Here is a 20862-nt window from a genome sequence, read left to right on the forward strand (position 1 = left end):
CGAAGTGGTGTGGCAGCCTGTAGGACGTGCAGAGCAGTGCGACAGCCAGTACCACGGCCGTTCTCCGGGTGATCAACGAGCGGGCCGTGTTCGCCGAGATCTTCCGGCTGGGGAAGGCGTCGCGCCCGGAACTGGCGGCGATCACCGGGCTGTCCAAGCCGACCGTGGCCGTCACCCTCAACAACCTGGAGGACGCGGGACTGCTGCGTCAGGTCGGCCGGCGGGCCGGGCCGGCCGGTCGCTCCGCCCTGCTCTACGAGGTGCGCCCCGAGGCCGGCTATGTCCTCGCGGTGGACATCGGGCGCGCCTTCGTGCGTACCGCCCTGGCTGATCTCGTCGGCGACATCGTCGCCCGCAAGGAGGAGCCGTCGCACGGATACCGCGAACAGGACCTCGTCACCCAGCTCACCCGGCTCGCCGACGAACTGGCCGGCGCCGCCGGCATCACCCGCCACGACATCACGCTCGCTGTCTTCGGCACCCCCGGCATCCACGACAAGACCGACGGCTCGCTGCACCTCGCGCCGAACCTGCCCGGCTGGGAGCGGCACAACAGCGTCGCCCAACTGGCCGGCGTCACCGGCGCGACCTACGTGGTGGAGAACGACACCAACCTCGCCGCGATCGGCGAGGCCACCTACGGGCTCGGCCGCGGCGTCCGCCATTTCGTGTACGTGCAGATCGGCACCGGCACCGGCATGGGCATTGTGATCGACGGCAAGTTGTACCGCGGCACCCGCGGTGCCGCCGGCGAGATCGGGTACATGCCGGTCGGCGACGGCGACCCGCTGCTGGACGAACCGGGATCCCGCGGCCGGGGCATGTTCGAATCGGTCGCCTCGGCCGCCGGCGTCGTCGCCACCTCCCACCGCCTGGGTCTGGTGGACGCGGTCACCGCGAAGGAGGTCCTCGACGCCGCCCGGGCCGGTGACGAGGCCGCCCTGCGCGCGGTGGACCGCGAGATCGAGTACGTGGGCCGGGCCCTGGCCGGCGTCACCGCGGTGCTGGATCCGGAGCTCGTGGTGCTGGGCGGGGGAGTGGCGGGCCACGCCGGCGATCTGCTGACCGGCCCGCTGCTCGAACGGCTGGACCGCCTGGTCGCCTTGCGCCGGCCCCGCATCGAAGTCTCCACCCTGGGCACCGACGCGGTCCTGCTCGGCGCCCTGGCGTCCGGCCTGACGGCCGCCCGCGACCTGGTGCTGGACCGCGCCGAGCCGCCGACCCCCCGCTGAGCCCGTCGCGGACCTGACCGGCGCGGCGGGTCTCGTCAGCCGCGCAGGAACAGCAGCACGCCAGCGCGAAGCTGCCCCAGGCGATCGGCGCCACGTGGCAGGCTGTCGCGTCCCGGCGCGACCGCCGCCGGTTCCCACCGCCCGGCCGGATGATTCCGGTCGGCGGTCACCGCCTGCACCTTCAGGTGACCGGCCCGCAAACCGCGGCCCCCACCATCGTCCTGGAAGCGGGCATGGCGTCGATGTCGGCCAACTGGGCCTGGGTACAGCAGGAGCTGACCCCGCAATTCCGGGTCGTCTCCTACGACCGGGCCGGCCTGGGCTGGAGCGAAGCCGGTACCGGGCGCATGGACGCCGCCTCCAGCGCCGAGGAGCTGCACACCGCACTGGCGGCGGCCGGTTGCCGCCCTCCGTACGTGCTGGCGGGCCATTCCTACGGCGGACTGGTCGTCCGGGCTTTCGCCGATCGCCATCCCGATGACGTCGTCGGGCTCGTGCTGGTCGACGCGTCCCATCCGCAGCAATGGACGCACATCCCCGCCTCGCGCGGCGCACCGTCGCCTGGGCCAACCGGCTCACCGCGGCGCTCGCGTACGTCGGACTACTGCGCCTGTTCCGCGCCGAACGGCCGTACATCGCGGGTCTTCCGGCCCGTCAGTACGCCGAGATGCGCGCCTACCTGGCGCGACCGGACGGCTGGCTGGCCGGCGCCGCCGGTCTGCTCGCCTGGGACCGGCAGTCGCGCGATCAGGTCGATGCCGCCCGTGACCTCAGGAAACTGCCACTGATAGTCCTCAGCGTGACCGAGCAGAGCCGCTACGGCGAAGTCTTGACCAGCCTCCAGAACGAGCTGGTTCAGCTGTCCACCAACAGCCGGCACATCACCGTCGCCGGAGCGACCCACTACACCCTGGTGTCCAAGAGCAAGTACGCCGCCGCGGTAACGGACGCCCTCCGGCGGGTCGCCCGGCCATCCGAATCACTCGGCGACCGGTAGCAACCCCGGTCTCGTGTGCGTCCGTGGTCGTGGCATCGCCGTGGAGTCAGGTAGCGCCGGTCTGCTGGCGGCTCTGGAGGTCCCGGTTGTGCTGGAGGGCCTCCTCGAGTTGGTCTTCGAGGATGATGATCCGGCAGGCGGCTTCGAGGGCGGTGCCGTGATCGACCATCTCGCGGGCTCGTACGGCCAGCCGCAACTGGTAGCGGGAGTAGCGGCGGTGTCCGCCGGCGGAGCGGAACGGGATGATCAGTTTCGCCTCGTCGAGGCGGCGCAGGAAGTCTTGCGAAGCGCCCACGATCTCGGCGGCGCGGCCCATCGTGTAGGCGGGGTAGTCGTCATCGTTGAGCATGTCGTCGGATTGGGCCATACATTCCTCGTCATGAACGAGGGCCCCGGCACAGAAACGCGCCGGGGCCCAGGGTTACGGCTTGAATACACCATCTACCGACAGGTTCGTCGGGTTCTCTTTTCCGCACCGTGCCGCCCTCGGCGGCGGTGCGAGGATCGCATAAGCGTGACCGGAGACCACCTCACGTTCGATGGGACAACGGTGTCCACCGCAGAACTGCAACCATGTTCTGACGGCGGGCGATCCAACGGCGTCCAGCCCTCCCTTTCCTCTTTTCCGATACTGCCGTGCTACCCGCCGATGCCGGAGCCCACGCGACTTCATGGCCCCGCACACGTGCGGCGGATCCTTCCTGCATCAGGCGGAGCCCTGAACCTGCATCGGCCCCACCTGCGGTTGCCCTGACCTGGAGTTACGTCAAGGTCTTGTCGTACACCTGCCATGCTGCGTGCGGTGATGTGGTTCCACCGCGTTACCGAGCGAGCCGCGAGAACTTCCGGGCCCTGCTTCGACACTCGGCCTGTTACGTCGGCGTCTTTAACCGATCTCTGTCGTCAACGGAGGCAACATTACCCAGCTCCACCGAGAAAGTCTAGTCTCGGCGGACTAGATTTTCTCGGCGCTGCTCACCGGTTTTGCTGCGCCCGGGGCCCCCGGATGCAGGACGGCGCCGGTCGTGATGGGTTCCACGGCAGGGCGGCCGAGCGTGGGTGCCGTTCAGGTCTTCTTCGCGCGCCGGGTCTTGCGTGGGCGAGTCGTCGGCCGGCTGGGTTGGCCGGGGATGTCGAAGTCGGGCTGGTGCGAGTGACCCTCCCCGTGGTGGTGGTCCGGAGGCGGCGCCGGGGGCGGGGGCGCCGGTGGGTGGTCGAGCCGGATCCACAATGCGCTGCACGGTATGCCGCAGTCGTCGACGACGAAGAGCATGTACCAGCCGGGTGGCGCCAGGTTGGGGTTGTCGGTGACGTCGACGGTGATGCTGCAGGCGTCACGGCACACGATGGGCAGGTCGATCAGTCGCTGGCTGGGGTCGTCGGAGTGGGTGGTGGTCATGGGCCGGATCAGCTGGGCCCATCGGAGTGTCATCGCCGAGGGTGTGCTGACCTCGACGGTGGTGCCGTAGTGCCACTCGGTGGGCGCCGACTCCAGCAATGGTCGTGGGCCCTGGAACAGGTAAGGCGGGTGGTACAGCTCGAGGCGTAGTTCGTCGTCGCCGCGGTCGGGGTTGGAGCCGGCGGTGACGACCCGGCCGTCGGGGAGCAGGAGGGCAACGGAGTGGTAGAGACGGGAGACGGCGGCTTCGGCGACCGGTCGGATGGTGTTGGTGGCCGGGTCGTAGATCTCCGCGAGGTGTACGGCGTCGCTTCTGGTCTCGCCGTGCAGGCCGCCGCCGGTGATCAGGACGGTGCGGTCGGGAAGGATGACGGAGTTGCACAGGCCGCGAGCCTTGGCGAGGTCGGGGCCGGGCTGGAAGGTGGCGCCGGCGGGTCCGCCGGCCAGGTCGATGATGTCGGTGTGGTTGGTGGCCGCGGACGAACCGCTACCGCCGATGACCATGACGCGCTGCGCCTGTGCCGGCGGCAGCAGGACGCTGTTGCCCTGGTCGCGGTTGCCCTTGTCGCGCAGGCCGGAGACGGTTTGCTCGGCGCCGGTCCACGGGTCGATGACGCGCCCCTCGACGGTGGCGTCACCCAGCTGCTCTCCGGTGTAGAACAGCCGGCCGTCCTGGAGCAGCAGCAGGTGCGGGTACAGCGGCAGCGCGGTGGTCGCGGGTAGTTTGCTCCAGCCGTGGCCGGGGTGGAAGACCTCGTTCGGCGCCGAGATCCCGGAGCTGGCGACCGCCCGGCCGTCGCCCATGCTGACCACCGTCGGGTACCAGCGCTGCTCGTCCATGTCGTCGACGCGGATCCATTGCCGCAGCGTCGGGTCGAACAGGTACGCGGCTCGTGAGCCGACGAAGTTGTCGTACTTGTCGGTGCCGCCGGCGACGAGGACCTTGCCGTCGGCCAGGACGGTCTGTCCGGCGCAGAACACGTCGAACGGGCAGCCGGGGTCGTAGAAGGTGCCTTCCTCGTAGTCCCACACGACGCTCTTGACCAGGTGGGCGTTGAAGTTCGGCACGTTGTTGCCCGACCCGGCGAAGAACAGGACCTGGCCGGTGTGCATGAGGACCGCGTGCACCGCCAGCACGTGGGAGTCCACCGGCAGCAGTTCCCAGTACCCGACCTCGGCGAGGTGGCACGCGTCGACGGGGTCATGGGCCGGCATTCCGGGCATCGGCGGCGTCGTGGGCGTCCCCGGCATCGACGGATCGTGGCGGTGGGGTATCGCGTCCGTGGGCATACCCGCGCCGGCAGTCCTGGCGGAGCTGCGGGGGCCCGGCCGAACGTCCTTCGGGTGGTCATGGTGGCCGCCGTGGACGTGCCGGGTCAGCTTCTCGCATGCCTCGCAATCGGCGTCCGGGTCGTGTCCGCAGCACCGGGTGTGCCCATGGTCATGGCCACAGCATGGTCCTGGGGGCTCGTCCACCTGGTGCGCGTGGTCGTGGTCGCACTGCTTCGGATCGCAGTCGCTGTGCGGCTGCGAATGATCGTCGTGGCGGTCCTGATGGGCGGCCGGGCCGAGGATGCCACAGCAGAGGTTGTGCGGTCTGGCGTGCTGGTGCGGGTCGTGGTCGTCGTGCGCGCAGTGACCGCAGCGCGCAAGATCGACCCAGGGGAGGTCGTCGTGGCTTTCGTCCAGTAGCGGGCGGAGGTCCGGCGACCAGGCGGTCTTCGGGTCGACCCACAGCCAGTCCCGGGAGCGGACCAGCCCGGCGAGGCCGGACATCATGTGCTCTTCGAGATGACAGTGGAAGAGGAAGTCGCCCTTGACCCGTACGCGGCAGGCGTCCGCGGACGGATCGCATTGCAGCTCCTCGAGCGAGCGGGGCAGCCGGAAGGGCGCGGGCACGACAGTGTCCGCGGTGAACCCTTCCGCCGGGCTGAGACCGTGCACGTCGGCGGCGCCGCCCGGGGGAGCGGGCAGCTGCCAGCGCGCCGAGTGCGGGTGGAAGTTGTGCCACACCGAGCCGAGGTCGAGATTCAGTACGTGCCAGCGCAGGCGCTGACCGGCGTCGGCCTCGATGGTCGGGGTGTTGCCGACGAAGGCGCGTCCGTTGAGGCAGTACGTGAGCGCTCCGCCGCCCGGGGCGATGACGATGTGGTCGAAGTTCTGGGCGAGGGTCCACACCACCTTGTTGCCGGGGCGTACCGAGACGTTCGGCGGCACGAAGCTGTTGTCCCGAATCTCGACGGCGCGGTCACCGGCCGGCGCACCCGGGTCGACCACGACAGTGCCGGACATGGTCGGGCCGTGGATCTTGCAGTGGTACGCGACGGTGCCGGGCGCGGTGAAGGTGTGCTCGAAGGTCTGTTGCGGTGTCGCCTTGTGCAGCGTGGGGCTCTCGAATGTGTCGACGGTCGAGGGCGCCTGCATCGCGTGGATGATCATCGGTACGTCCAGCGCCCGCGGCGCCGCCGGTTCGCGGACGATCAGGGCACCGAACAGGCCACGGTTGACGTTGGCCTGGACCATGCGGACGTGGTCGTGGAAGGCCCAGACCCCGATGGTGTCCTCGGTGACGTCGAACGTGTAGGTCCACTTGTCTCCGGGCCGGATCTCATCGCTACGCCGGCCGAGCCGGCTCTGGATACCGAAAGGCCACGCGCCGTCGGAATCGATGCCGTATTCCACGCCGTGGACGTGCAGGCTGTGGCAGTCATCCGGGTCGGCGTTCAGCACGTGAATGTGCAACCGCTCGCCGGGCTCGGCATACAGCACGGCCCCGGGGACGCGGCGATACCAGGGCGGCTCGTTGACGTCCGCCGGCACGATCTTGGCGGTGTTGGGGATCAGGTAGTGGTCGTCGAGGTATTCCCGATAGACCAACGCGTCCACCGTCGCGGCGGCGATCTCCTCCGGCCGGGCCCGCCCCACCTCGTGACCGGGCCCGCGCATGGCATCGCGCCCGTACCGGCGGCTACCGACGATCGGCGCCAGGGGGCTGTAACCCGTCAGCGGCTCGATCCGCAGGAACACATCACGGCGATGCACCCGACCCGACATTGGCGTGCTCCTCACTGACGGCGACGACCGGATGGAATGAACGCGTACGCCGCAGGATCGTGCAGTTCAGGGTAGGTAGCCACGGGGCCCGGGCCGCTGAACTGTCGGGAATTCACTTCCCACGCCCGAGACGGCGGGGGCCGCGCCGCAGCCCGCCCGGTATCCGGCCATTGCCGGCAGCGGAAGGGCAAGGAGCGGGATCCAGTAGCGTATGACGTACGCTAGTGTTAGCGTACGTCATACGCAAGCGAATGAGGCGTATATGCCGGCTCAACGCACGGGCGCGCCAAGACGAGCGCCGCGGAACACGCTTTCTCGCTCGGTGATCGTCAAGGCGGCGCTGGAACTGATCGACACCGCCGGTCTCGACGCGGTGACGATGCCGAATGTCGCGCAGCGTCTCGGGGTCGGGACGATGTCGCTCTATCGCCACGTCAATGACAAGCGCGACCTCGTCGACGCGGTTGCCGAGCAGGTCATGGGGCAGATCGACGTCCCGGACGGCGCCGCCGACGACTGGGAGGGCCGCGTTGTCGGCTACCTGCGAGCGCTGCGCGACGCGGTCACCGCTCATCCCGCGCTCGGGCGCATCCTCGCCGACCACGGGCTGACGGTCGGACCCGTCTTCACCCAACTCGAGACTGTTCACGGCATCCTGATCCGGGCCGGCTTCGCCCCCGGCGAGGCGGTGCGGGCCTTCTACAGCCTGTTCACGTACGTCTTCGGCTCGGTCATGTGGGAGTTGCCGCGGGTGCACCAGCAGCCGGAGGAGGCGTACGTCTCCTCGTGGCACGCGGCCATCGATGCACTCGACCCCACGGACTACCCGCATCTGCACGCGCTGCGCCCGGAGCTGGCATCGGCCGCGTCCGCCGACCAGTTCGAGTACGGGCTCGGCCTCCTCGTGGAATCACTCCGTACCCGCGCCTCGGCAGGAGATGGGCTCAGATGAAATTCACCAACACGATCACGATCGACCGCCCGCTCTCCGAGGTGTTCGCGTTCCTCGCCCACCTCGAGAACCTGCCGCTGTGGAACTATGCGATCAGCGACACCGAGAAGATCTCGCCCGGCGCGGTCGGTGCCGGCTCGCGCTACCGGCAAACCCGGACGGTTCCCGCCCGGGGTAAGGAGACGTTCGAGGTCACCGAATTCGAGCGCGACCACCGGCTCTCGATCCGGGGCTCGCTCGGACCCTTCCACTCCGAGGTCACCTATCTGCTCACCCCGGCCGAGAACGGCACCGTCCTCACCAACACCATCAAGCTCCAGCCCTCAGGTCCGATGCGGCTGGTCGCGCCCCTGGCGGCGCCCGGCGTCAAATCGGCGGTCGCTGCCAACCTCGGCGTTCTCAAACAGCTCCTCGAAGAGCGGCGGCCGGCCGACCACGGATGACCGAGCCAGGTGAAGTCATGAAACGGCGATCGCCGGGGCAACTCGGGAGCTCGCGTACGTCCCGGCGACGCGCGCCAGCTCGTGGCCGCGTCCGCTCATGTATCTCTGCCGTACCCAGGAGGTGAAGGCGGCGAGCGCGGCCGGTGACGAGGTCGGCGACCAAGGCTCTTCCTTGTTCACGTCGAAATAGGTGAGCAGCTTGAGGTCGGGGTACGCCCCCGACCGCAGCGCCGTGTCCATGCCCTTGAACCACCGGGCCTTGTCGCCGCCGTCCTCGGTGGACGCGAACTCGGCAATCATCACCGGCCGGCTCGGCGCGATGGCGCGTGCCTTGGCGTACGCGATGGCGAAGGTCGCATCGAAGCTGGTCCAGTGGTCGCCCGCCGGGTCCCACGATGGGCCGGAGCCCCAGTTGTATCCGTCGATTCCGACCCAGTCGACGTATCGGTCCCCGGGGTAGGCGCCGGCCGGGTCGTTGTAGGGCGCGTCCGGCGAGGATCCGTTGTTGTACGCCCACACCCATTGCACGTTCCGCGCCCCGGCCGCCAGGACGAGGTCATGTACGCGCCGGTACGCCTGCACGTACAGCGAGGGGTCGTTGTTGTTGTTCGCGATGCCCCACGGGTACCAGTTGCCGTTGAACTCATGTCCCCAGCGGACCATGATCGGCAGCCGCACCGCGGCGAACTCTTTGGCGCGTGCCCTGATGTACGTGTCCCAGGTGCCCTCGATGACGTCGGTCAGGTGGATCTGCCCGGGGTCGTTCGGGCCGAGCGCGGTGTTCCACGGTTCCCAGGTGTAGTGCGGCATGACGCCGCGCCGCCAGAGCGCCTTTGCCTCGTTCGCCGGGAACGCCAGGCCGCTTGCCCAGCTGTCGAACCACATCACGCCGGCCGGGCGGACACCGTAGAGGTCTTCGACGTTCGCCGCGATCGCCGTGGGGGCCTCTTCCCGGAAGACGCCCAGGTACCGAGTGGGGAAGGAGTCCCGGCAGGCCGGCGCAGCCTGGGCGCCGGCGGCATCGGATAAGGCCAGCGCCACCGCGCCCGCCGCCGTGCCCAGCAGTGTTCGCCTTCGCATGTTGCCTCCCCAAACGGCGCTCCGAACTGGAAGCGCTTCCAGTTGAAGGTACGAGGCGTTCCCATCGATGTAAAGGCCGACTCTGGAACATCTACATCTTGACGAGGCCGTGTCGTCGAGGTTACAAAACTTGTCATCGAGCGCTCTCGATTGAATATACCGGAAGCGCTTCCAATTCCGTCGAGTAGGAGGCCGCAAATGATCTTCATCCGAACTCGCGCCCCGAAAGTGTTGGCCGCCGCGATCCTCTGTACCGTCGCCGCCCTGGCGGCGCCCGGCGCCGCACCGGCCGAAGCTGCGATCGGCCCCAGCTTCGTCGACAACTTCGACGGATTCGACACCGGCCGCTGGTACAAGGCCGACGGCTACAGCAACGGCAGCATGTTCAACGCCGGCTGGCGCGCCGACCACGTCTGGTTCAGCGGCGGCGTGATGGGCATCAACCTGGACACCCAGTCCTGCCCCGGCGGCTGCTCCGGCAAGCCCTACGCCTCCGGCGAATATCGCACCACCGACCTGTACTCGTACGGCCGGTTCGAGGCGCGCCTGAAGGCCGTCAAGAACCCCGGCACCGTGACCTCGTTCTTCAGTTACACCGGGCCCAGCGACGGCCAGCCGTGGGACGAGATCGACGTGGAGATCCTCGGCAAGAACACCACGCAGGTGCAGCTCAACTACTTCACCAACGGCGCCGGCGGTCACGAAACCGTCATCAACCTGGGCTTCGACGCGTCGACCGGCTACCACAACTACGCCTTCGAGTGGTGGAACGGCGGCACCATCAACTGGTTCGTCGACGGCGCGCTCGTCCACCAGGAGAACGGCTCGCGCGGACCGCTTCCCACACATCCGCAACGCATCATGATGAACCTCTGGCCCGGCATCGGCGTCGACAGCTGGCTGCAGCCCTTCAGGTACCCGGGCACCAAACTGACCGCCACGTACGACTGGGCCAAATACACCAAGTACTGATCGGCCCGAGGCCCGCCCCCTGCTGCTCGGTACGCTGAGCAGCAAGGCGCTGGTTCGAGCGGAGGGGGCCCGGGTATGTCGTCGCCGGTCCCGTCGCGGCCACCAACGCTCGACGAGGTAGCCAAGCGGGCGCAGGTGTCGCGCACGGTGGCCTCCCGAGTGATCAACAATGGGCCGCACGTCAGCCGGGCCAAGCGAGACGCGGTGGAGAAGGCGATCCGCGAACTCGGGTTCACACCGAACCGGGCCGCGCGGGCTTTGGCGACTCGCCAGACCGGCGTGGTTGTGCTCGCCGTTTCCGGTGACGGACCGGGAGTGTTCGCGGATCCGTTCTTCGGGCAGATCATGGTCGGCGCGTCCACCGCGCTGGAGAAGACGGACCTGCACCTGATGCTCAGCCTGGCCACGACCGGTCACGGCCAGCGGCGGCTGGAGAACTTCCTGCAGACCCGGGGAGCCGACGGGGTGATGCTGGTAGCGCTGCGCGGTGACGATCCGCTGATCGATATCGCGGCGCGATCCGGACTACCGACCGTCTTCATCGGGCTGCCGATGAACGGGACGCCGCCGTTCTACGTCGAGGCCGACAACGCGGGCGGGGCGCGGGCGGCCACCGAGTACCTGCTGCGCGGTGGCCGTCGCCGGATCGTCATGATCACCGGACCGGACGACACCGCGGTCGGGCGGGAACGCCGTCGCGGCTACACCGAGGCGCTGACGTTGGCAGGACTGCGGCCCTACGCCACCGAGCCCGGGGACTTCATGGAGGCCGGCGGCGCAGCCGCGATGCGTACGCTGCTGAAAACGCACCCGGATCTCGACGCGGTGCTCGCGGCGAACGACAACATGGCGGCTGGGGCGTTGCGGGTGTTGCGCGACGCCAGCCGTACGGTGCCCGGCGATGTTGCCGTTGTGGGGTTCGACGATCTGCCGATCGCGTTGCACACCGCTCCGAAGCTGACCACGATTCATCAGCCGGTGCAGGCCCTGGGCCGCGAGGCCGCCCGCATGCTGGTCGAATTGCTGGACGGCGCGCAGCCGGAACCGTTCATCCTGCCCACGAAGGTGGTCGTGCGGGAGTCGGCCTGAAGTGCGGTATCTGCAGGATCGGCCCCGAGTCACCGGTGGCGGCGTTGCAGGTTGCGCAGCGTCGCCGCGTTCGCGTAGCCGACCTGGTGTGCGATCTGTTCGACGCTCAGGTCGCCCGTACGTCGCAAATAGGCGGCCTGTTGGAGACGTAGCCGGTGGACCACGCCGAGGGGGCTGAGCCCGAGCGCCTGCTTGGTGCGCCGCTCGAGGGTCCGGCGGGTCACCCCGATCGCGGCGGCGGCGACCGCCACGTCGAACGGCTCGGGCAGGTGCTTGCGGACGTGGCGTTCAAACGCCAGCACCAGCTGGTCGTCGTGGGCCATCTGGTCGTACGCGACGTAGGCCGCCTGCGACGGGCGTTCGTCGATCACGAGCAGCCGGCGACCTGCCGAGCGAGGTCGGCGCTCACCGTACGGACCAGGGTCAGCGCGAGGTCGATGTGCGCGAACGCGGCCCCGGCCGTGATCACCGAGCCGTCACGTGAACGCGGCCGGAAGCATGGTGGTGGACCGCGTCGCGACGATAGCCGTCGATAACGAGTGTCGTCGGGGGCGGCATCCTGGACGTGGGCGGAGGTCACGGCGGCTATCGGTGCCGCCGACGGGCGCGTGCGAAGCCGGCCGCGCCCAGGAGCAGCACGATGCCGACGATGAGCTGGGGCACCGCCATTCCGGCCCGCATTCCGAACTCGAGCGAACCGCCGAAGCGGGGCGGGAAGCCGTCGTTCATCGGCAGCACCAGCAGCACCAACGCCAGGTAGCCGGCGGTGAACAGCAGCAACCCGACGTTGCGCTCCAACCAGACCAGCACCAGCAACGCCACCCCGATCATCCCCCACGGCATGACCAGCCGGTCCAGCACGAAGTACCAGTAGGGGAGCGGCGGGTTCGGGTACGGGTGGCTCCGGAAGTACAGGAACACGGCGAGCCAGGCGGCGGGAAAGACCACCGTCGTCACGGCGCCGGTGATCGCGTACGGCAACACCCGCGCGCCCAGCCCCCGCGCCCGGGCGGCCCGCAGGTAGCAGAGGGCGATGATCGCGTACGCCAGCACCATCGCGGCCGGCCAGTAATAGAGCATGCCCCGGCGCGCGAACTGGCAGCCGCCCTCGGGCAGGCAGTTCACCCACATGCCGAACCAGTCGAACGGGATCGCGAGGAGGGTCGTCGCGCCCAGCACCAGCAGCGCGGCCCAGGTCATCCGCTGGTCGACGCGCACCCGGTGGGCGAGCGCGCGCACCTCGGCCAGCAGCCGGCGCGGATCACCGTCGGCGGACACCGAATCAGTCGTCATGCCAATAGGTTTCCACAGCCAACCTGTCGGCGCTAGTAGCAAACCGAGGCCGTGCAAACTGGGCCCGATCACATATGGCTGCCGAGGTGCAGAACGTCGCGCAGTTCGCAGCGTGAGGTGGCGCCTCGCAGCGTGAGGTGACGCCGAGTTTTGATCCGGCGTGAGCGCAGCGCCGCAGCCGCTAGCCAGGCGAGCAGGGCGGTGGCGGCGAGCAGGTAGAGGACGCCCGATCGGGGATCGGTCGCGACACTCCGCATGATCCTCGCGAGCACGTGCCGACTGCAGGACGTTCAGCCAAGCGTCTCGATCAGCCGGAACCGCTGGGTGACGACGAGGGTGTCGTCGTCGAAGTGGGGCACGAAGCCGAGGTACTCGGCCACGAAGTCGCTGCGGAAGAAGTCCTCGTGGGCGGATCGCCAATCGGCGGCGTCGCGGTAGCCGCGGCCTTCGGCGTGGGCGTACGCGTCGCCGACGGCCCCGATCTGCTCGGTGGCGATCCGGGTCAGCTCGATGACCGCGACCGGTTTCCCGTCCGAGTCGATGACGCTGTATCGCTCGCCGGCCGCGGGCAGCGGCTCGCCCTCCTTCTCGTAGATGGCGGGCAGGCCGGTCATCGCCGTCTTGGTGCCGGCGAGGATCGCGCTGACGCCGGAGTCGCGCAGCGGGCCGGGCTCGGCGAGCTCGAGGATCTTCATGCCGCGCCGTTGAAGCGCAGCCAGTGACCCTCGGAGATGACCTCGACGACGCCGTCGACGACCTTGATGGCGGTCTGGTCGTCGGTCGCGTAGGCCGGGACGCCGATCTCGGCCGCCCACTTCTCCGCGGCGGCCGTGGTGTTCTCGGGGCAGTCGGGCACGTCGAGGTGCGGGAAGATCGAGAAGCCGACGAGGCCGAGCGCGGTGTCGCCACCGGTCGGGTTCCAGCCGACGAAGTCGTCGCCGATGCGCGGGGTCAGCACCATGCTGCCGGCGCTGAAGCCCACGTAGACCTTGTCGCCGAGCGTGGGCAGCAGGTCGAGCAGGCCGGACTCGCGCATCCAGTGGGCCAGGTAGAGCGCGTCGCCGCCGTTGACCAGCAGCACGTCCGCCTCGCGTACCCAATCGACCCACTTGTCCCGGTCGATGCTCGGCAGCGCGCTCAGCTCGAGCACGCCGACGGACTTCCAGCCCAGCTCGGTCATCGGGTTGCCGCCGCGGCCGCTGATGAAGCGCCACGCCCCGGCGGGCCTGGCCCACGGGTGGCCGTACGACGCGGTCGGGATGGCGAGCGCGACGCATTCCTCGATCGGCTTGCCGAGCAGGTCGAGCAGCGCCGCGTGGATGCTCGGGTTCTTGACGCCGGAATCGGTGAGCAGGAACTTCATCGTGCCCTCTCAGTAGCGGTAGTTGGTTTGGCCGAACGGGTCACCCTTGTCGTGGCCGTACGCCCGGTCCGGCGTCACCTCGAACATGACCGGGCCGGCGCCGGGGACGTGCGCGGCGAGCCCGCCGTCGCGCACATCGAGCTGCCAGCGGCCGTCCCAGCGTTCGCGGTAGAGCTCGGCGAGCCGGTGCAGCAGGGCGTCGTCGGTGACGGGCGCCGCGGTTCCGGCGACGGCCACGTCGAGGCCGCCGTCCCAGGCGGTGTCGCCGGCGAGCACCAGCACGTGCGGGTTGGCCTCGAGGTTGGCGTATTTCACCTCAGTGCTGCCGGTATGGAAGTAGACCTTGCCGTCGTGCACGACCGGCACCATCGGGGTCGCGTGTGGCCGGCCGTCCGGCCGGACGGTGACGATCCAGGCGATCTGCGCCGCGGTCAGCCGTGTCTCGGCGGCGGCCCACGGGACGGCCTGGGACTTCTCGTCGCTGTAGCGGCGGTCGAGCTGCTCGGTAGTCGGTCTCACCGCGTCCCCCGAAACTGATTGCAGTTCGAAAGTGGTCGCGGTCACGCTAGCACGACCGGTTGCGAAGTACCATCAGCGCGTGGGAAAGCACAGGTCGGGATGCCCGATCAACCTGGCGGTCGAGGTGCTCGGCGATCGGTGGTCGCTGGTGGTGCTGCGCGACATGATGTTCGGCAACCGGCATTACTTCCGCGAGCTGCTGACCGGCTCCGAGGAGGGCATCGCCTCGAACATCCTCGCCGACCGGCTGCGGCGCCTGGTCACCCACGGCCTGCTGTGGCGCACGGACGACGAGACCCACCGCCAGAAGATCCGCTACAGCCTCACCGAGCCGGGCGTGCAGCTCGTCCCGGTGATGGCCGCGCTCGGCTCGTGGGGCCGGCGGCACCTGCCGGCCAGCCACGAGCTCTCCGTGCGCGCCGAGCTGCTCGAGCAGGGCGGCCCCGAACTGTGGGACCGCTTCATGGACGAGCTACGCGAACAGCACCTCGGCATCTCCCGCCCAGCGGGCACCCCTTCGGTCTTCGCCGAGCTGCAGGCGGCGTACGAGGCCGCGGTCGCGGGCGGCACTCTCGAAACGACGACGTAACCGCCGCAGCTTGTCGTCGACCGGGGTGCGTTTTGCCTTTGATCGCTGGGTTGGCGGTGCCGCCCGATGCGGGCAATATCGCGCCTGGGCCGCGGCCGGCACTTGTCTCCTGCGCGTGATCAGGTCGGGGGCGGGGGCACACGCCACACGGTGACGTCACCGTAATCCTCGGGGGTGCCGAGCACATAGGACAGCACTCGGCGCACGGCAGCCTGATGCGGCATCTGCGGCAGCAGGACGACCACGCCGGCGTGCCAGTAGCGCAGATCGGCCAGCATCGTCCGGCGGAGGTCGACGCTGGCCGGCGGGAGCGTCCCGGTGCGGCGCAGTTGGTCGAGGGCGGTGACCGTGAAGCGCGGCGGCGGCGACCACGAGCCCTGGTCGTCCGCGGGCGGGTTCCGCGGGCCCATGAAGTATCCGCGCGGCACCGGGAACGCGAAGGTGTTCAGTGCCGCGATGCGCATGGCCGCCCCGCCGGTGCGCATCTTCGGCAGGGGCACGATCACTACGGTCTGGTCGCCGTGCACGTACGACCGCCATGTGCCGTCGGCGAAGAACGCCGGCATCGGCGGGGCCGGCGAGGTCGGCAGCGGCTTCGGGAACAGCGGCACGAACGCCAGCGCGATGCCAGTCCAGTACGGCACCCGGGCGAACCACCGGAAACTGTGCACCCGGTCGGCTGCCAGCGCCATCAGCACGCCGGCGATCGTGGTGCTCGCCAGCGCGTATCGGGGCGTTGTCACCAAGTCGAGCAGCGGGACGCGGGTGACGAAGGCGAATGGCGAGCCGGCGCCGGTGGTTGTGGTCCGGTCGACGCGGAACTGGGTGCCGAATGACAGGACCAGCATGACAAGGCCGGCCAGGGCGGTGGCGCGGACGGCTGCCGACCGCCACAGGATCGCGATCGATACCAGGATCATGAGGCAGGCGCCGGGGCCCCAGAAGACGCTCTCCTCGGTGACGCTGCCGCCGTTCGCCTCCCTTGCCCGGGCGACGCTGCCGGCGATGGCGCTGCGCGGGAACGCGGCGACCGAGCGCAGCGTGGTGGGGGACGTGCCGACCGGGAAGGGCAGCCCGGTGTAGTGGCCCGGCCCGTGGAACTGCTGGTAGAGCGGGTAGGCAAGCAGGAGGCCGGCGACCAGCCCCGCGACCGCCAGGCCGGCCACGAACCGGGGGCCCGCCTCGAGCGTCTCCCGCCGGCGCATGGCCGCGTACGCGACGGCGATCAGCGCCATGGTGATCGCCAGCAGCAGCAGGAACTCCTCGCCGACGAAAGCCTGCAGCGCGATCAGCACGCCGAGGGCCGACCCGCCACGCAAGAGCCGGCCCGGCTCGCGCAGCCGGATCACCTGCCAGACGATGAACGGGACCACGAACCCGCAGGCCAGGTTGGGCTGGCCGTTGGCGTGGGCGAGGAAACCGGGGGCGAAGCCCGTCCAGAGTCCGCCGATCCAGGCGGCTGGCCCGCTGCCGAGCAGGTGCCGCCGCAGCACCCACCACCAGGCGGTCGCCGTGCCGGCCAGGGCACCGGTGGCCATCAGCGCCACGGTGACGGCCGGGCCTAAAGCGTGGGTGAACGGAGCGAGCGGGATGCTGATCGCCAGCACCGAGGTGTTGGCCATCATGTTCACGCCGGTCGGGACGTTGAGCCGGGTGAGGTAGAACGGCGTCTCGCCGTGGTAGACCACCCGCTCGCCGTGCGCCATCATTGCCAGGAAGAACTGGTGGTCGTCGCCGTGCAAGAGCACCTGCCCAGCGGGGGCGGCCCACAGGCCCCGCATGATCCAGACGGCCAGCAGCAGATAGCTCAGCACCGCGGCGACGTCACCTGCCGCCCGGCGCGCGGATGCGGGGGGCACGCCACCCATCATTACTCAGCCGCTACCTGCTCGATGGCCGAGGTTTCGGCGGAGCTCTTCGACGCCGGCTTCTCTCGCAGTCAGCCGACCGTCAGCACGAGCTTTCCGCGCAGGCCGCCCGCCAGTACCCGCCGGTGCGCGTCGGCCGCTTCGGTCAACGGCATCGTGGCCGCGACGCGCGTGCGCAGACGTCCCGCCGCCACCTGCTCCACCAGGTCGGCCAACAACTTGCGGTCGAGCCGGATGAGTTGCAGTTCCTGGCGCACACCCCGTGCCGGAACGATGGGCGGCGTGGGCCGGGTCGCCACCAGGATCCCCCAGTCCTCGACGGCAGCGGCCGCCGCCTCGCCGAGGGGGACCGCGTCGAACACCACCGCCACCGGCCCTACCCTGGCCAGATCGGCGGAACGGGAAACTACCTCGTGCACGCCGAGACTGTGCACCCATTGCTCGTCCCCGTTGCTGGCCTGCGCCAGGACGCGGTAGCCACCCTGAACGGCGAGCTGCGTGGCGAAGCCGCCGACACCGCCGCTGGCGCCGGTGACCAGAATGCTGCTGCCGGCCGGAAGCATGGCCGGTGACACCAGTGACAGCCCCTGGTGTGCGGTCTGGGCGTTGAGCGGCACCGTGGCGGCGGACACGAAGTCGAGCCCGTCCGGCAACCGCACCAACCAGTCCACGCCGGCGGCCACGAACTCGGCATAACCGCCGGGTACGCCCCGAGTCGTGTACCACGGAATCATCCCGACAACACGGTCACCCACCTCGAAATCCGCCGTGTCGGGACCGACCGAGGCCACCTCGCCGGCGATATCCCAGCCGGGTGAGAACGGCGGAACATCCGGCCCAAGAGGGATTTCCCCGGTGGTCGCGGCCACGTCAGCCGGGTGAACACAGACCGCGCGGATCCGCACCACTACCTGCCCCGGACCCGCCTCAGGCTCGGGCAGCTCGGTCAGTTGCAACACCTCAGGACCGCCGAGCGCGGCCGCCACGACTCCCAGCACGCGTCCACTCTAGACGCCCGCCCACCGCCTCGTCCCGGCCGGGAACACGCCGACCGTGCCACCCGCGCACCGCGACCCCGGCGGCCACGGCGAGCGGGCGACCACTGGGCCGACACTTCGAGTTGCTGTCCAAGTTTGCGCTTCTGCACTGAAATGCTGAGAACCACCTCTGTCGGTGCCGACAGCGCGGGTTCAAAGGCCGGGCAGCACCCGGCGGCACAATCTCGTGCGGCGTCCCGGGCAGGCCGGCAGCGGCCCGCAGGACACCGGCGCCGACCTCCGCGGCCGGTCGGCGGCCGCGCCCTCCGCAACCAGATGCGCATCAGCGCACCGCGGTGTCCTCCCCGGCGGTCAACCACTCGCTCGCGGTGGGCGGGGAGGCGGCCGGAAGGCCGACCTGAAGCAGAGCGCCGCCGCGAGCGGAGCGGGCGACGGTGACCCGGCCGCCGTGGGCGTCGACGACCCGCTGCACGATCGACAGCCCCAGACCGGAGCCCGGCGACGCCCGGGCGCTGTCGGCACGGTAGAACCGGTCGAACACCCGCGGTACGTCGGCGGCGTCGATACCCGGGCCGGCGTCGTCGACCTCGAGCACCGCCCACGCGCCCTCGGCGAAGAGCCGGACCTGGACCGGCCGGTCCGCGGGGGACCACTTGCCGGCGTTGTCGATGAGGTTGAGCACAGCCCGCTGCAGCGCGGCGGGCCGCCCGCTCACCCACACGGAGCTCACGTCGAGCGTGACCTCGATGTCGGGCATGCGCGAACGCGCCCGGGTCGCGGCGGCCACCACCACGTCGGCGAGGTCGATCAGCTCGGTGTTCTCGTCGCTGATGTCACCACGGGCCAGGTCGGTCAGCTCGGCGGCGAGCGTGCTCAGCTCGGCCACCTGGGCGCCGAGATCGTGGAGCAGCCGGGTCCGGCTCTCCGCCGGCAGCGCGCTGTCCATGGTGCCGCGCCGATCGAGCCGGATCAGCAGCTCGACGTTGAGGCGCAGGCTGGTGAGCGGGGTCTTGAGCTCGTGCGCGGCGTCCTCGGCGAGCAGCCGCTGGGCCTGCCGGGAGTCCCGCAGCGCGGCGAGCATGTCGTTGATCGACTGAGTCAGCCGCCGGATCTCCCCGCCGCCCTCGTTCGGGATGTCGGCGTCGAGATCCCGGGTCTGCGCGACATGTACCGCGGCGGCGGTCAGCCGATCGATCGGGGCCAGCCCGGTCCGCGCCACGGCCCGCCCGACCAGGGCGCCGCCGGCCACGCAGAACAGCCCGATCAGCAGCATGCCGAACCCGAACTCGTTGATCGGGCTGTCGTCGGCAAGGTCGGCCACCTGAACCGCGCCGTCGCCCACCCGCAGCGTGTAGACGCGGTAGCCGTCATCCCAGTCGGTCGACTCAAGCAGGTCGGTAGCCGCGCCTTGCGCCACGCGCCGGGCGTCCTCGCTGACCGGGGGCAGCGCCGGCTGGCCGGCCGGCGTCCGGGTCGAACCGTCGGGCAGGATGACCCGCACCAGCCTGCCGGATCCCGGGTACGGCGGCAGCGGGACCTGCGCCAGACCGGCGCGCTCCGCGTTGGTTGCCAGGACGCGGGAGTCGGCGTGCAGCTGATCCGCGGCGGTGGCCCGTAGCTTGCGGTCCATCAGCTCGCTGGCCACCTGGAAGGACACGAACACGCTGACCGCGATGGCGGTCGCCGCGATCACCGTCATCCTGGTCCGCAAGGACTGCCGGCGCCACCACCGGATCCACCGGCGCGGCCCCCGGCCCCCGGACCTGGTCACGGAGGAGTCTCCCGCAACGTGTATCCCAGTCCGCGCAGCGTGTAGATCAATCGGGGCTCACCCTCGGCCTCCATCTTGCGGCGCAGATAGCTCACGTACACCTGGAGGTTGTTGGCGGTGGTGCTCATGTCGAAACCCCAGATCGCCTCGAACAGCGCGTCGCGGCTCAGCACCCGGGTCGCGTTGCGCACCAGGACCTCCAGGAGGGAGAACTCGGTCCGGGTCAGGCGCAGCGGCCGCCCGCCACGCCACGCCTCGAACCGGTCGGGATCGAGCCGCACGTCGGCGAACGACAGGACCGGCGACTCCCCGCCGGCCGGCGCGCGCCGGCGCAGCAAGGCCCGCACCCGGGCCAGCAACTCCTCGGTGGCGAACGGCTTGGGCAGATAGTCGTCCGCGCCCGCGTCCAGCCCCGCGACCCGGTCGGAGACCTGATCCCGGGCGGTCAGCATCAACACCGGCAGATCCCGGCCCGCCGCCCGCAACCGCCGGCAGGTCTCCAACCCGCCGAGACGGGGCATCATCACGTCCAGGATCAGCAGATCCAGCGTGTCGTCGCCGGCCCCGGTGACCCCGTCGAGTACGGCGAGACCGTTGGCGACGGTGCTGGTGTCATACCCCTCGACCTGGAGCACCCGCTCCAGCGACTCACGGATGGCCGCCTCATCATCCGCGATCATGATCCGCACGCCGGCCCACCCCTCTAACCGATGCCTTCGACGCTCATCCTCCCTGATCAACCTGAGGTCAGTATTAAAGACGCTGCCGCTTTGCCGTGCTCACGGATGCACGACGACGGCTGGACCTTAGCCGAGCAGGCCGGCGACCTGTCACCAGACGGGATGCACCCCGCCGGGGTGGCCCGGCAGTACTCCGGGCCCGCGGGGCGGATCGAGAACTGCCAGATCGGCGTCTTTCTGGCCTGCCGCTTGATGCGGGACTCGCGTTGATCGACCGGCAGTTGTATCTGCCCGCGGGAATGCCGGCTGCGCGGGCGACGCGTTGCAACGACGACGTGGTCACCACCAGCATGGGCCGCGTCCGCGTGGACGAGCTGATCGCCGGTTTGCCCCGGCGGGCCTGGTCGCGGATTTCGGCCGTCCGGGTGCTCACGGGCCACGCGGGTCTCTCCGGCGGCCCGGCCGTGGGCACTGGCTGCTCGCCCGACGCGGTATGAGTACTGGCGCGCTGGCCTACTACGTCTGTTACGGGCCGAGGAAGACCCGCGCCGGGCACGGGAGAA

The 20862-nt window shown here is 70.0% G+C and carries 22 protein-coding genes and 1 pseudogene; 10 read left to right on the forward strand and 13 right to left on the reverse strand.

The window, feature by feature from the left end; all coding sequences use genetic code 11:
- Window positions 1-26: 26 nt before the first annotated feature.
- The 3 genes from ACQPZX_RS14875 (at window position 27) to ACQPZX_RS14885 (ending at window position 2229) form a co-directional block, all read left to right on the forward strand.
- Window positions 27-1232, forward strand: coding sequence for an ROK family protein (locus ACQPZX_RS14875; protein WP_433380205.1), 1206 nt, complete (start codon window positions 27-29; stop codon window positions 1230-1232).
- A 242-nt stretch (window positions 1233-1474) separates the two neighbouring features.
- Window positions 1475-2020 carry an alpha/beta fold hydrolase gene (locus ACQPZX_RS14880; RefSeq protein WP_433385245.1) on the forward strand — a complete coding sequence of 182 codons (546 nt, stop codon included), beginning with the start codon at window positions 1475-1477 and terminating at the stop codon, window positions 2018-2020.
- A gap of 11 nt (window positions 2021-2031) precedes the next feature.
- Complete coding sequence (locus ACQPZX_RS14885; protein WP_433380208.1) at window positions 2032-2229, forward strand: hypothetical protein; 198 nt, start codon at window positions 2032-2034, stop codon at window positions 2227-2229.
- Between the two features lie 46 nt (window positions 2230-2275).
- Here the strand turns inward: ACQPZX_RS14885 and ACQPZX_RS14890 are convergent, their stop codons facing one another.
- Together ACQPZX_RS14890 and ACQPZX_RS14895 are read right to left on the reverse strand one after the other, a co-directional pair.
- Window positions 2276-2596 carry a MerR family transcriptional regulator gene (locus tag ACQPZX_RS14890; protein ID WP_433380211.1) on the reverse strand — a complete coding sequence of 107 codons (321 nt, stop codon included), beginning with the start codon at window positions 2594-2596 and terminating at the stop codon, window positions 2276-2278.
- Window positions 2597-3295: 699 nt separating this feature from the next.
- A complete protein-coding gene (locus ACQPZX_RS14895; RefSeq protein ID WP_433380214.1) occupies window positions 3296-6682 on the reverse strand; it encodes a galactose oxidase-like domain-containing protein in 3387 nt (1128 codons plus the stop codon).
- Window positions 6683-7004: 322 nt separating this feature from the next.
- Here ACQPZX_RS14895 and ACQPZX_RS14900 point away from each other — a divergent pair, with 322 nt between their 5' ends.
- Window positions 7005-7634: a TetR/AcrR family transcriptional regulator gene (locus ACQPZX_RS14900; RefSeq protein ID WP_433380217.1), complete on the forward strand. Its 630-nt coding sequence runs from the start codon at window positions 7005-7007 to the stop codon at window positions 7632-7634.
- Complete coding sequence (locus ACQPZX_RS14905) at window positions 7631-8077, forward strand: SRPBCC family protein (RefSeq protein WP_433380220.1); 447 nt, start codon at window positions 7631-7633, stop codon at window positions 8075-8077. Before ACQPZX_RS14900 ends, ACQPZX_RS14905 begins: the two co-directional genes overlap by 4 nt.
- Before the next feature lie 15 nt (window positions 8078-8092).
- Here ACQPZX_RS14905 and ACQPZX_RS14910 read toward each other — a convergent pair whose 3' ends face one another.
- Window positions 8093-9157: a glycoside hydrolase family 26 protein gene (locus ACQPZX_RS14910; protein ID WP_433380223.1), complete on the reverse strand. Its 1065-nt coding sequence runs from the start codon at window positions 9155-9157 to the stop codon at window positions 8093-8095.
- Between the two features lie 198 nt (window positions 9158-9355).
- Between ACQPZX_RS14910 and bglS the strand changes: the two genes are divergently transcribed.
- Window positions 9356-10129, forward strand: a complete 774-nt coding sequence (bglS, locus tag ACQPZX_RS14915) for a beta-glucanase (RefSeq protein WP_433380227.1) — start codon at window positions 9356-9358, stop codon at window positions 10127-10129.
- Window positions 10130-10204: 75 nt separating this feature from the next.
- Complete coding sequence (locus ACQPZX_RS14920) at window positions 10205-11218, forward strand: LacI family DNA-binding transcriptional regulator (protein ID WP_433380230.1); 1014 nt, start codon at window positions 10205-10207, stop codon at window positions 11216-11218.
- A 29-nt stretch (window positions 11219-11247) separates the two neighbouring features.
- On the opposite strand, the gene ACQPZX_RS14925 is transcribed toward ACQPZX_RS14920, so the two are convergent.
- From ACQPZX_RS14925 to ACQPZX_RS14950, 6 genes are all read right to left on the reverse strand, one after another.
- Window positions 11248-11589, reverse strand: coding sequence for a helix-turn-helix domain-containing protein (locus ACQPZX_RS14925; RefSeq protein WP_433380233.1), 342 nt, complete (start codon window positions 11587-11589; stop codon window positions 11248-11250).
- 214 nt (window positions 11590-11803) lie between these two features.
- On the reverse strand, window positions 11804-12511 hold the full coding sequence (locus tag ACQPZX_RS14930) for a hypothetical protein (RefSeq protein ID WP_433380236.1): 708 nt from the start codon (window positions 12509-12511) through the stop codon (window positions 11804-11806).
- A gap of 68 nt (window positions 12512-12579) precedes the next feature.
- Entirely contained in the window at window positions 12580-12783 is a 204-nt protein-coding gene (locus tag ACQPZX_RS14935) for a hypothetical protein (RefSeq protein ID WP_433380239.1), read from the reverse strand.
- A gap of 18 nt (window positions 12784-12801) precedes the next feature.
- Complete coding sequence (locus ACQPZX_RS14940; RefSeq protein ID WP_433380242.1) at window positions 12802-13206, reverse strand: ASCH domain-containing protein; 405 nt, start codon at window positions 13204-13206, stop codon at window positions 12802-12804.
- A complete protein-coding gene (locus ACQPZX_RS14945; protein WP_433380245.1) occupies window positions 13203-13874 on the reverse strand; it encodes a Type 1 glutamine amidotransferase-like domain-containing protein in 672 nt (223 codons plus the stop codon). Before ACQPZX_RS14945 ends, ACQPZX_RS14940 begins: the two co-directional genes overlap by 4 nt.
- Before the next feature lie 9 nt (window positions 13875-13883).
- A complete protein-coding gene (locus ACQPZX_RS14950) occupies window positions 13884-14393 on the reverse strand; it encodes a pyridoxamine 5'-phosphate oxidase family protein (protein WP_433380248.1) in 510 nt (169 codons plus the stop codon).
- A gap of 79 nt (window positions 14394-14472) precedes the next feature.
- Here ACQPZX_RS14950 and ACQPZX_RS14955 point away from each other — a divergent pair, with 79 nt between their 5' ends.
- The gene (locus ACQPZX_RS14955; protein ID WP_433380251.1) at window positions 14473-14982 is read left to right on the forward strand and encodes a winged helix-turn-helix transcriptional regulator; all 510 of its coding nucleotides are present in this window, start codon (window positions 14473-14475) and stop codon (window positions 14980-14982) included.
- A 119-nt stretch (window positions 14983-15101) separates the two neighbouring features.
- Here ACQPZX_RS14955 and ACQPZX_RS14960 read toward each other — a convergent pair whose 3' ends face one another.
- From ACQPZX_RS14960 to ACQPZX_RS14975, 4 genes are all read right to left on the reverse strand, one after another.
- On the reverse strand, window positions 15102-16841 hold the full coding sequence (locus ACQPZX_RS14960) for a hypothetical protein (RefSeq protein WP_433380254.1): 1740 nt from the start codon (window positions 16839-16841) through the stop codon (window positions 15102-15104).
- 80 nt (window positions 16842-16921) lie between these two features.
- A complete protein-coding gene (locus tag ACQPZX_RS14965) occupies window positions 16922-17848 on the reverse strand; it encodes an NADP-dependent oxidoreductase (protein WP_433380257.1) in 927 nt (308 codons plus the stop codon).
- Window positions 17849-18170: 322 nt separating this feature from the next.
- Complete coding sequence (locus tag ACQPZX_RS14970) at window positions 18171-19619, reverse strand: HAMP domain-containing sensor histidine kinase (RefSeq protein WP_433380260.1); 1449 nt, start codon at window positions 19617-19619, stop codon at window positions 18171-18173.
- Window positions 19616-20299 (reverse strand): response regulator transcription factor, encoded by a 684-nt coding sequence (locus ACQPZX_RS14975; RefSeq protein WP_433380263.1) that lies wholly within the window; start codon window positions 20297-20299, stop codon window positions 19616-19618. Before ACQPZX_RS14975 ends, ACQPZX_RS14970 begins: the two co-directional genes overlap by 4 nt.
- Before the next feature lie 159 nt (window positions 20300-20458).
- Here ACQPZX_RS14975 and ACQPZX_RS14980 point away from each other — a divergent pair.
- Both ACQPZX_RS14980 and ACQPZX_RS14985 read left to right on the forward strand, forming a co-directional pair.
- Window positions 20459-20592 (forward strand): annotated as a pseudogene (locus ACQPZX_RS14980) (transposase); the annotation flags it as partial.
- Window positions 20566-20796: a hypothetical protein gene (locus ACQPZX_RS14985; RefSeq protein WP_433386100.1), complete on the forward strand. Its 231-nt coding sequence runs from the start codon at window positions 20566-20568 to the stop codon at window positions 20794-20796. The pseudogene ACQPZX_RS14980 and the gene ACQPZX_RS14985, both read left to right, overlap by 27 nt.
- The last annotated feature ends 66 nt before the right edge of the window (window positions 20797-20862 follow it).

Source organism: Actinoplanes sp. CA-142083 (assembly GCF_050942195.1).
Lineage (GTDB): Bacteria > Actinomycetota > Actinomycetes > Mycobacteriales > Micromonosporaceae > Actinoplanes.

What these genes read in the sequence shown, in the direction of transcription:
- ACQPZX_RS14880 (WP_433385245.1), top strand. Translation starts at nt 1,475, where the DNA reads ATGTCGGCCAACTGGGCCTGGGTACAGCAGGAGCTGACCCCGCAATTC.
- ACQPZX_RS14890 (WP_433380211.1), bottom strand. Translation starts at nt 2,596, where the DNA reads ATGGCCCAATCCGACGACATGCTCAACGATGACGACTACCCCGCCTAC.
- ACQPZX_RS14895 (WP_433380214.1), bottom strand. Translation starts at nt 6,682, where the DNA reads ATGTCGGGTCGGGTGCATCGCCGTGATGTGTTCCTGCGGATCGAGCCG.
- ACQPZX_RS14905 (WP_433380220.1), top strand. Translation starts at nt 7,631, where the DNA reads ATGAAATTCACCAACACGATCACGATCGACCGCCCGCTCTCCGAGGTG.
- ACQPZX_RS14910 (WP_433380223.1), bottom strand. Translation starts at nt 9,157, where the DNA reads ATGCGAAGGCGAACACTGCTGGGCACGGCGGCGGGCGCGGTGGCGCTG.
- bglS (WP_433380227.1), top strand. Translation starts at nt 9,356, where the DNA reads ATGATCTTCATCCGAACTCGCGCCCCGAAAGTGTTGGCCGCCGCGATC.
- ACQPZX_RS14920 (WP_433380230.1), top strand. Translation starts at nt 10,205, where the DNA reads ATGTCGTCGCCGGTCCCGTCGCGGCCACCAACGCTCGACGAGGTAGCC.
- ACQPZX_RS14930 (WP_433380236.1), bottom strand. Translation starts at nt 12,511, where the DNA reads ATGACGACTGATTCGGTGTCCGCCGACGGTGATCCGCGCCGGCTGCTG.
- ACQPZX_RS14940 (WP_433380242.1), bottom strand. Translation starts at nt 13,206, where the DNA reads ATGAAGATCCTCGAGCTCGCCGAGCCCGGCCCGCTGCGCGACTCCGGC.
- ACQPZX_RS14945 (WP_433380245.1), bottom strand. Translation starts at nt 13,874, where the DNA reads ATGAAGTTCCTGCTCACCGATTCCGGCGTCAAGAACCCGAGCATCCAC.
- ACQPZX_RS14975 (WP_433380263.1), bottom strand. Translation starts at nt 20,299, where the DNA reads ATGATCGCGGATGATGAGGCGGCCATCCGTGAGTCGCTGGAGCGGGTG.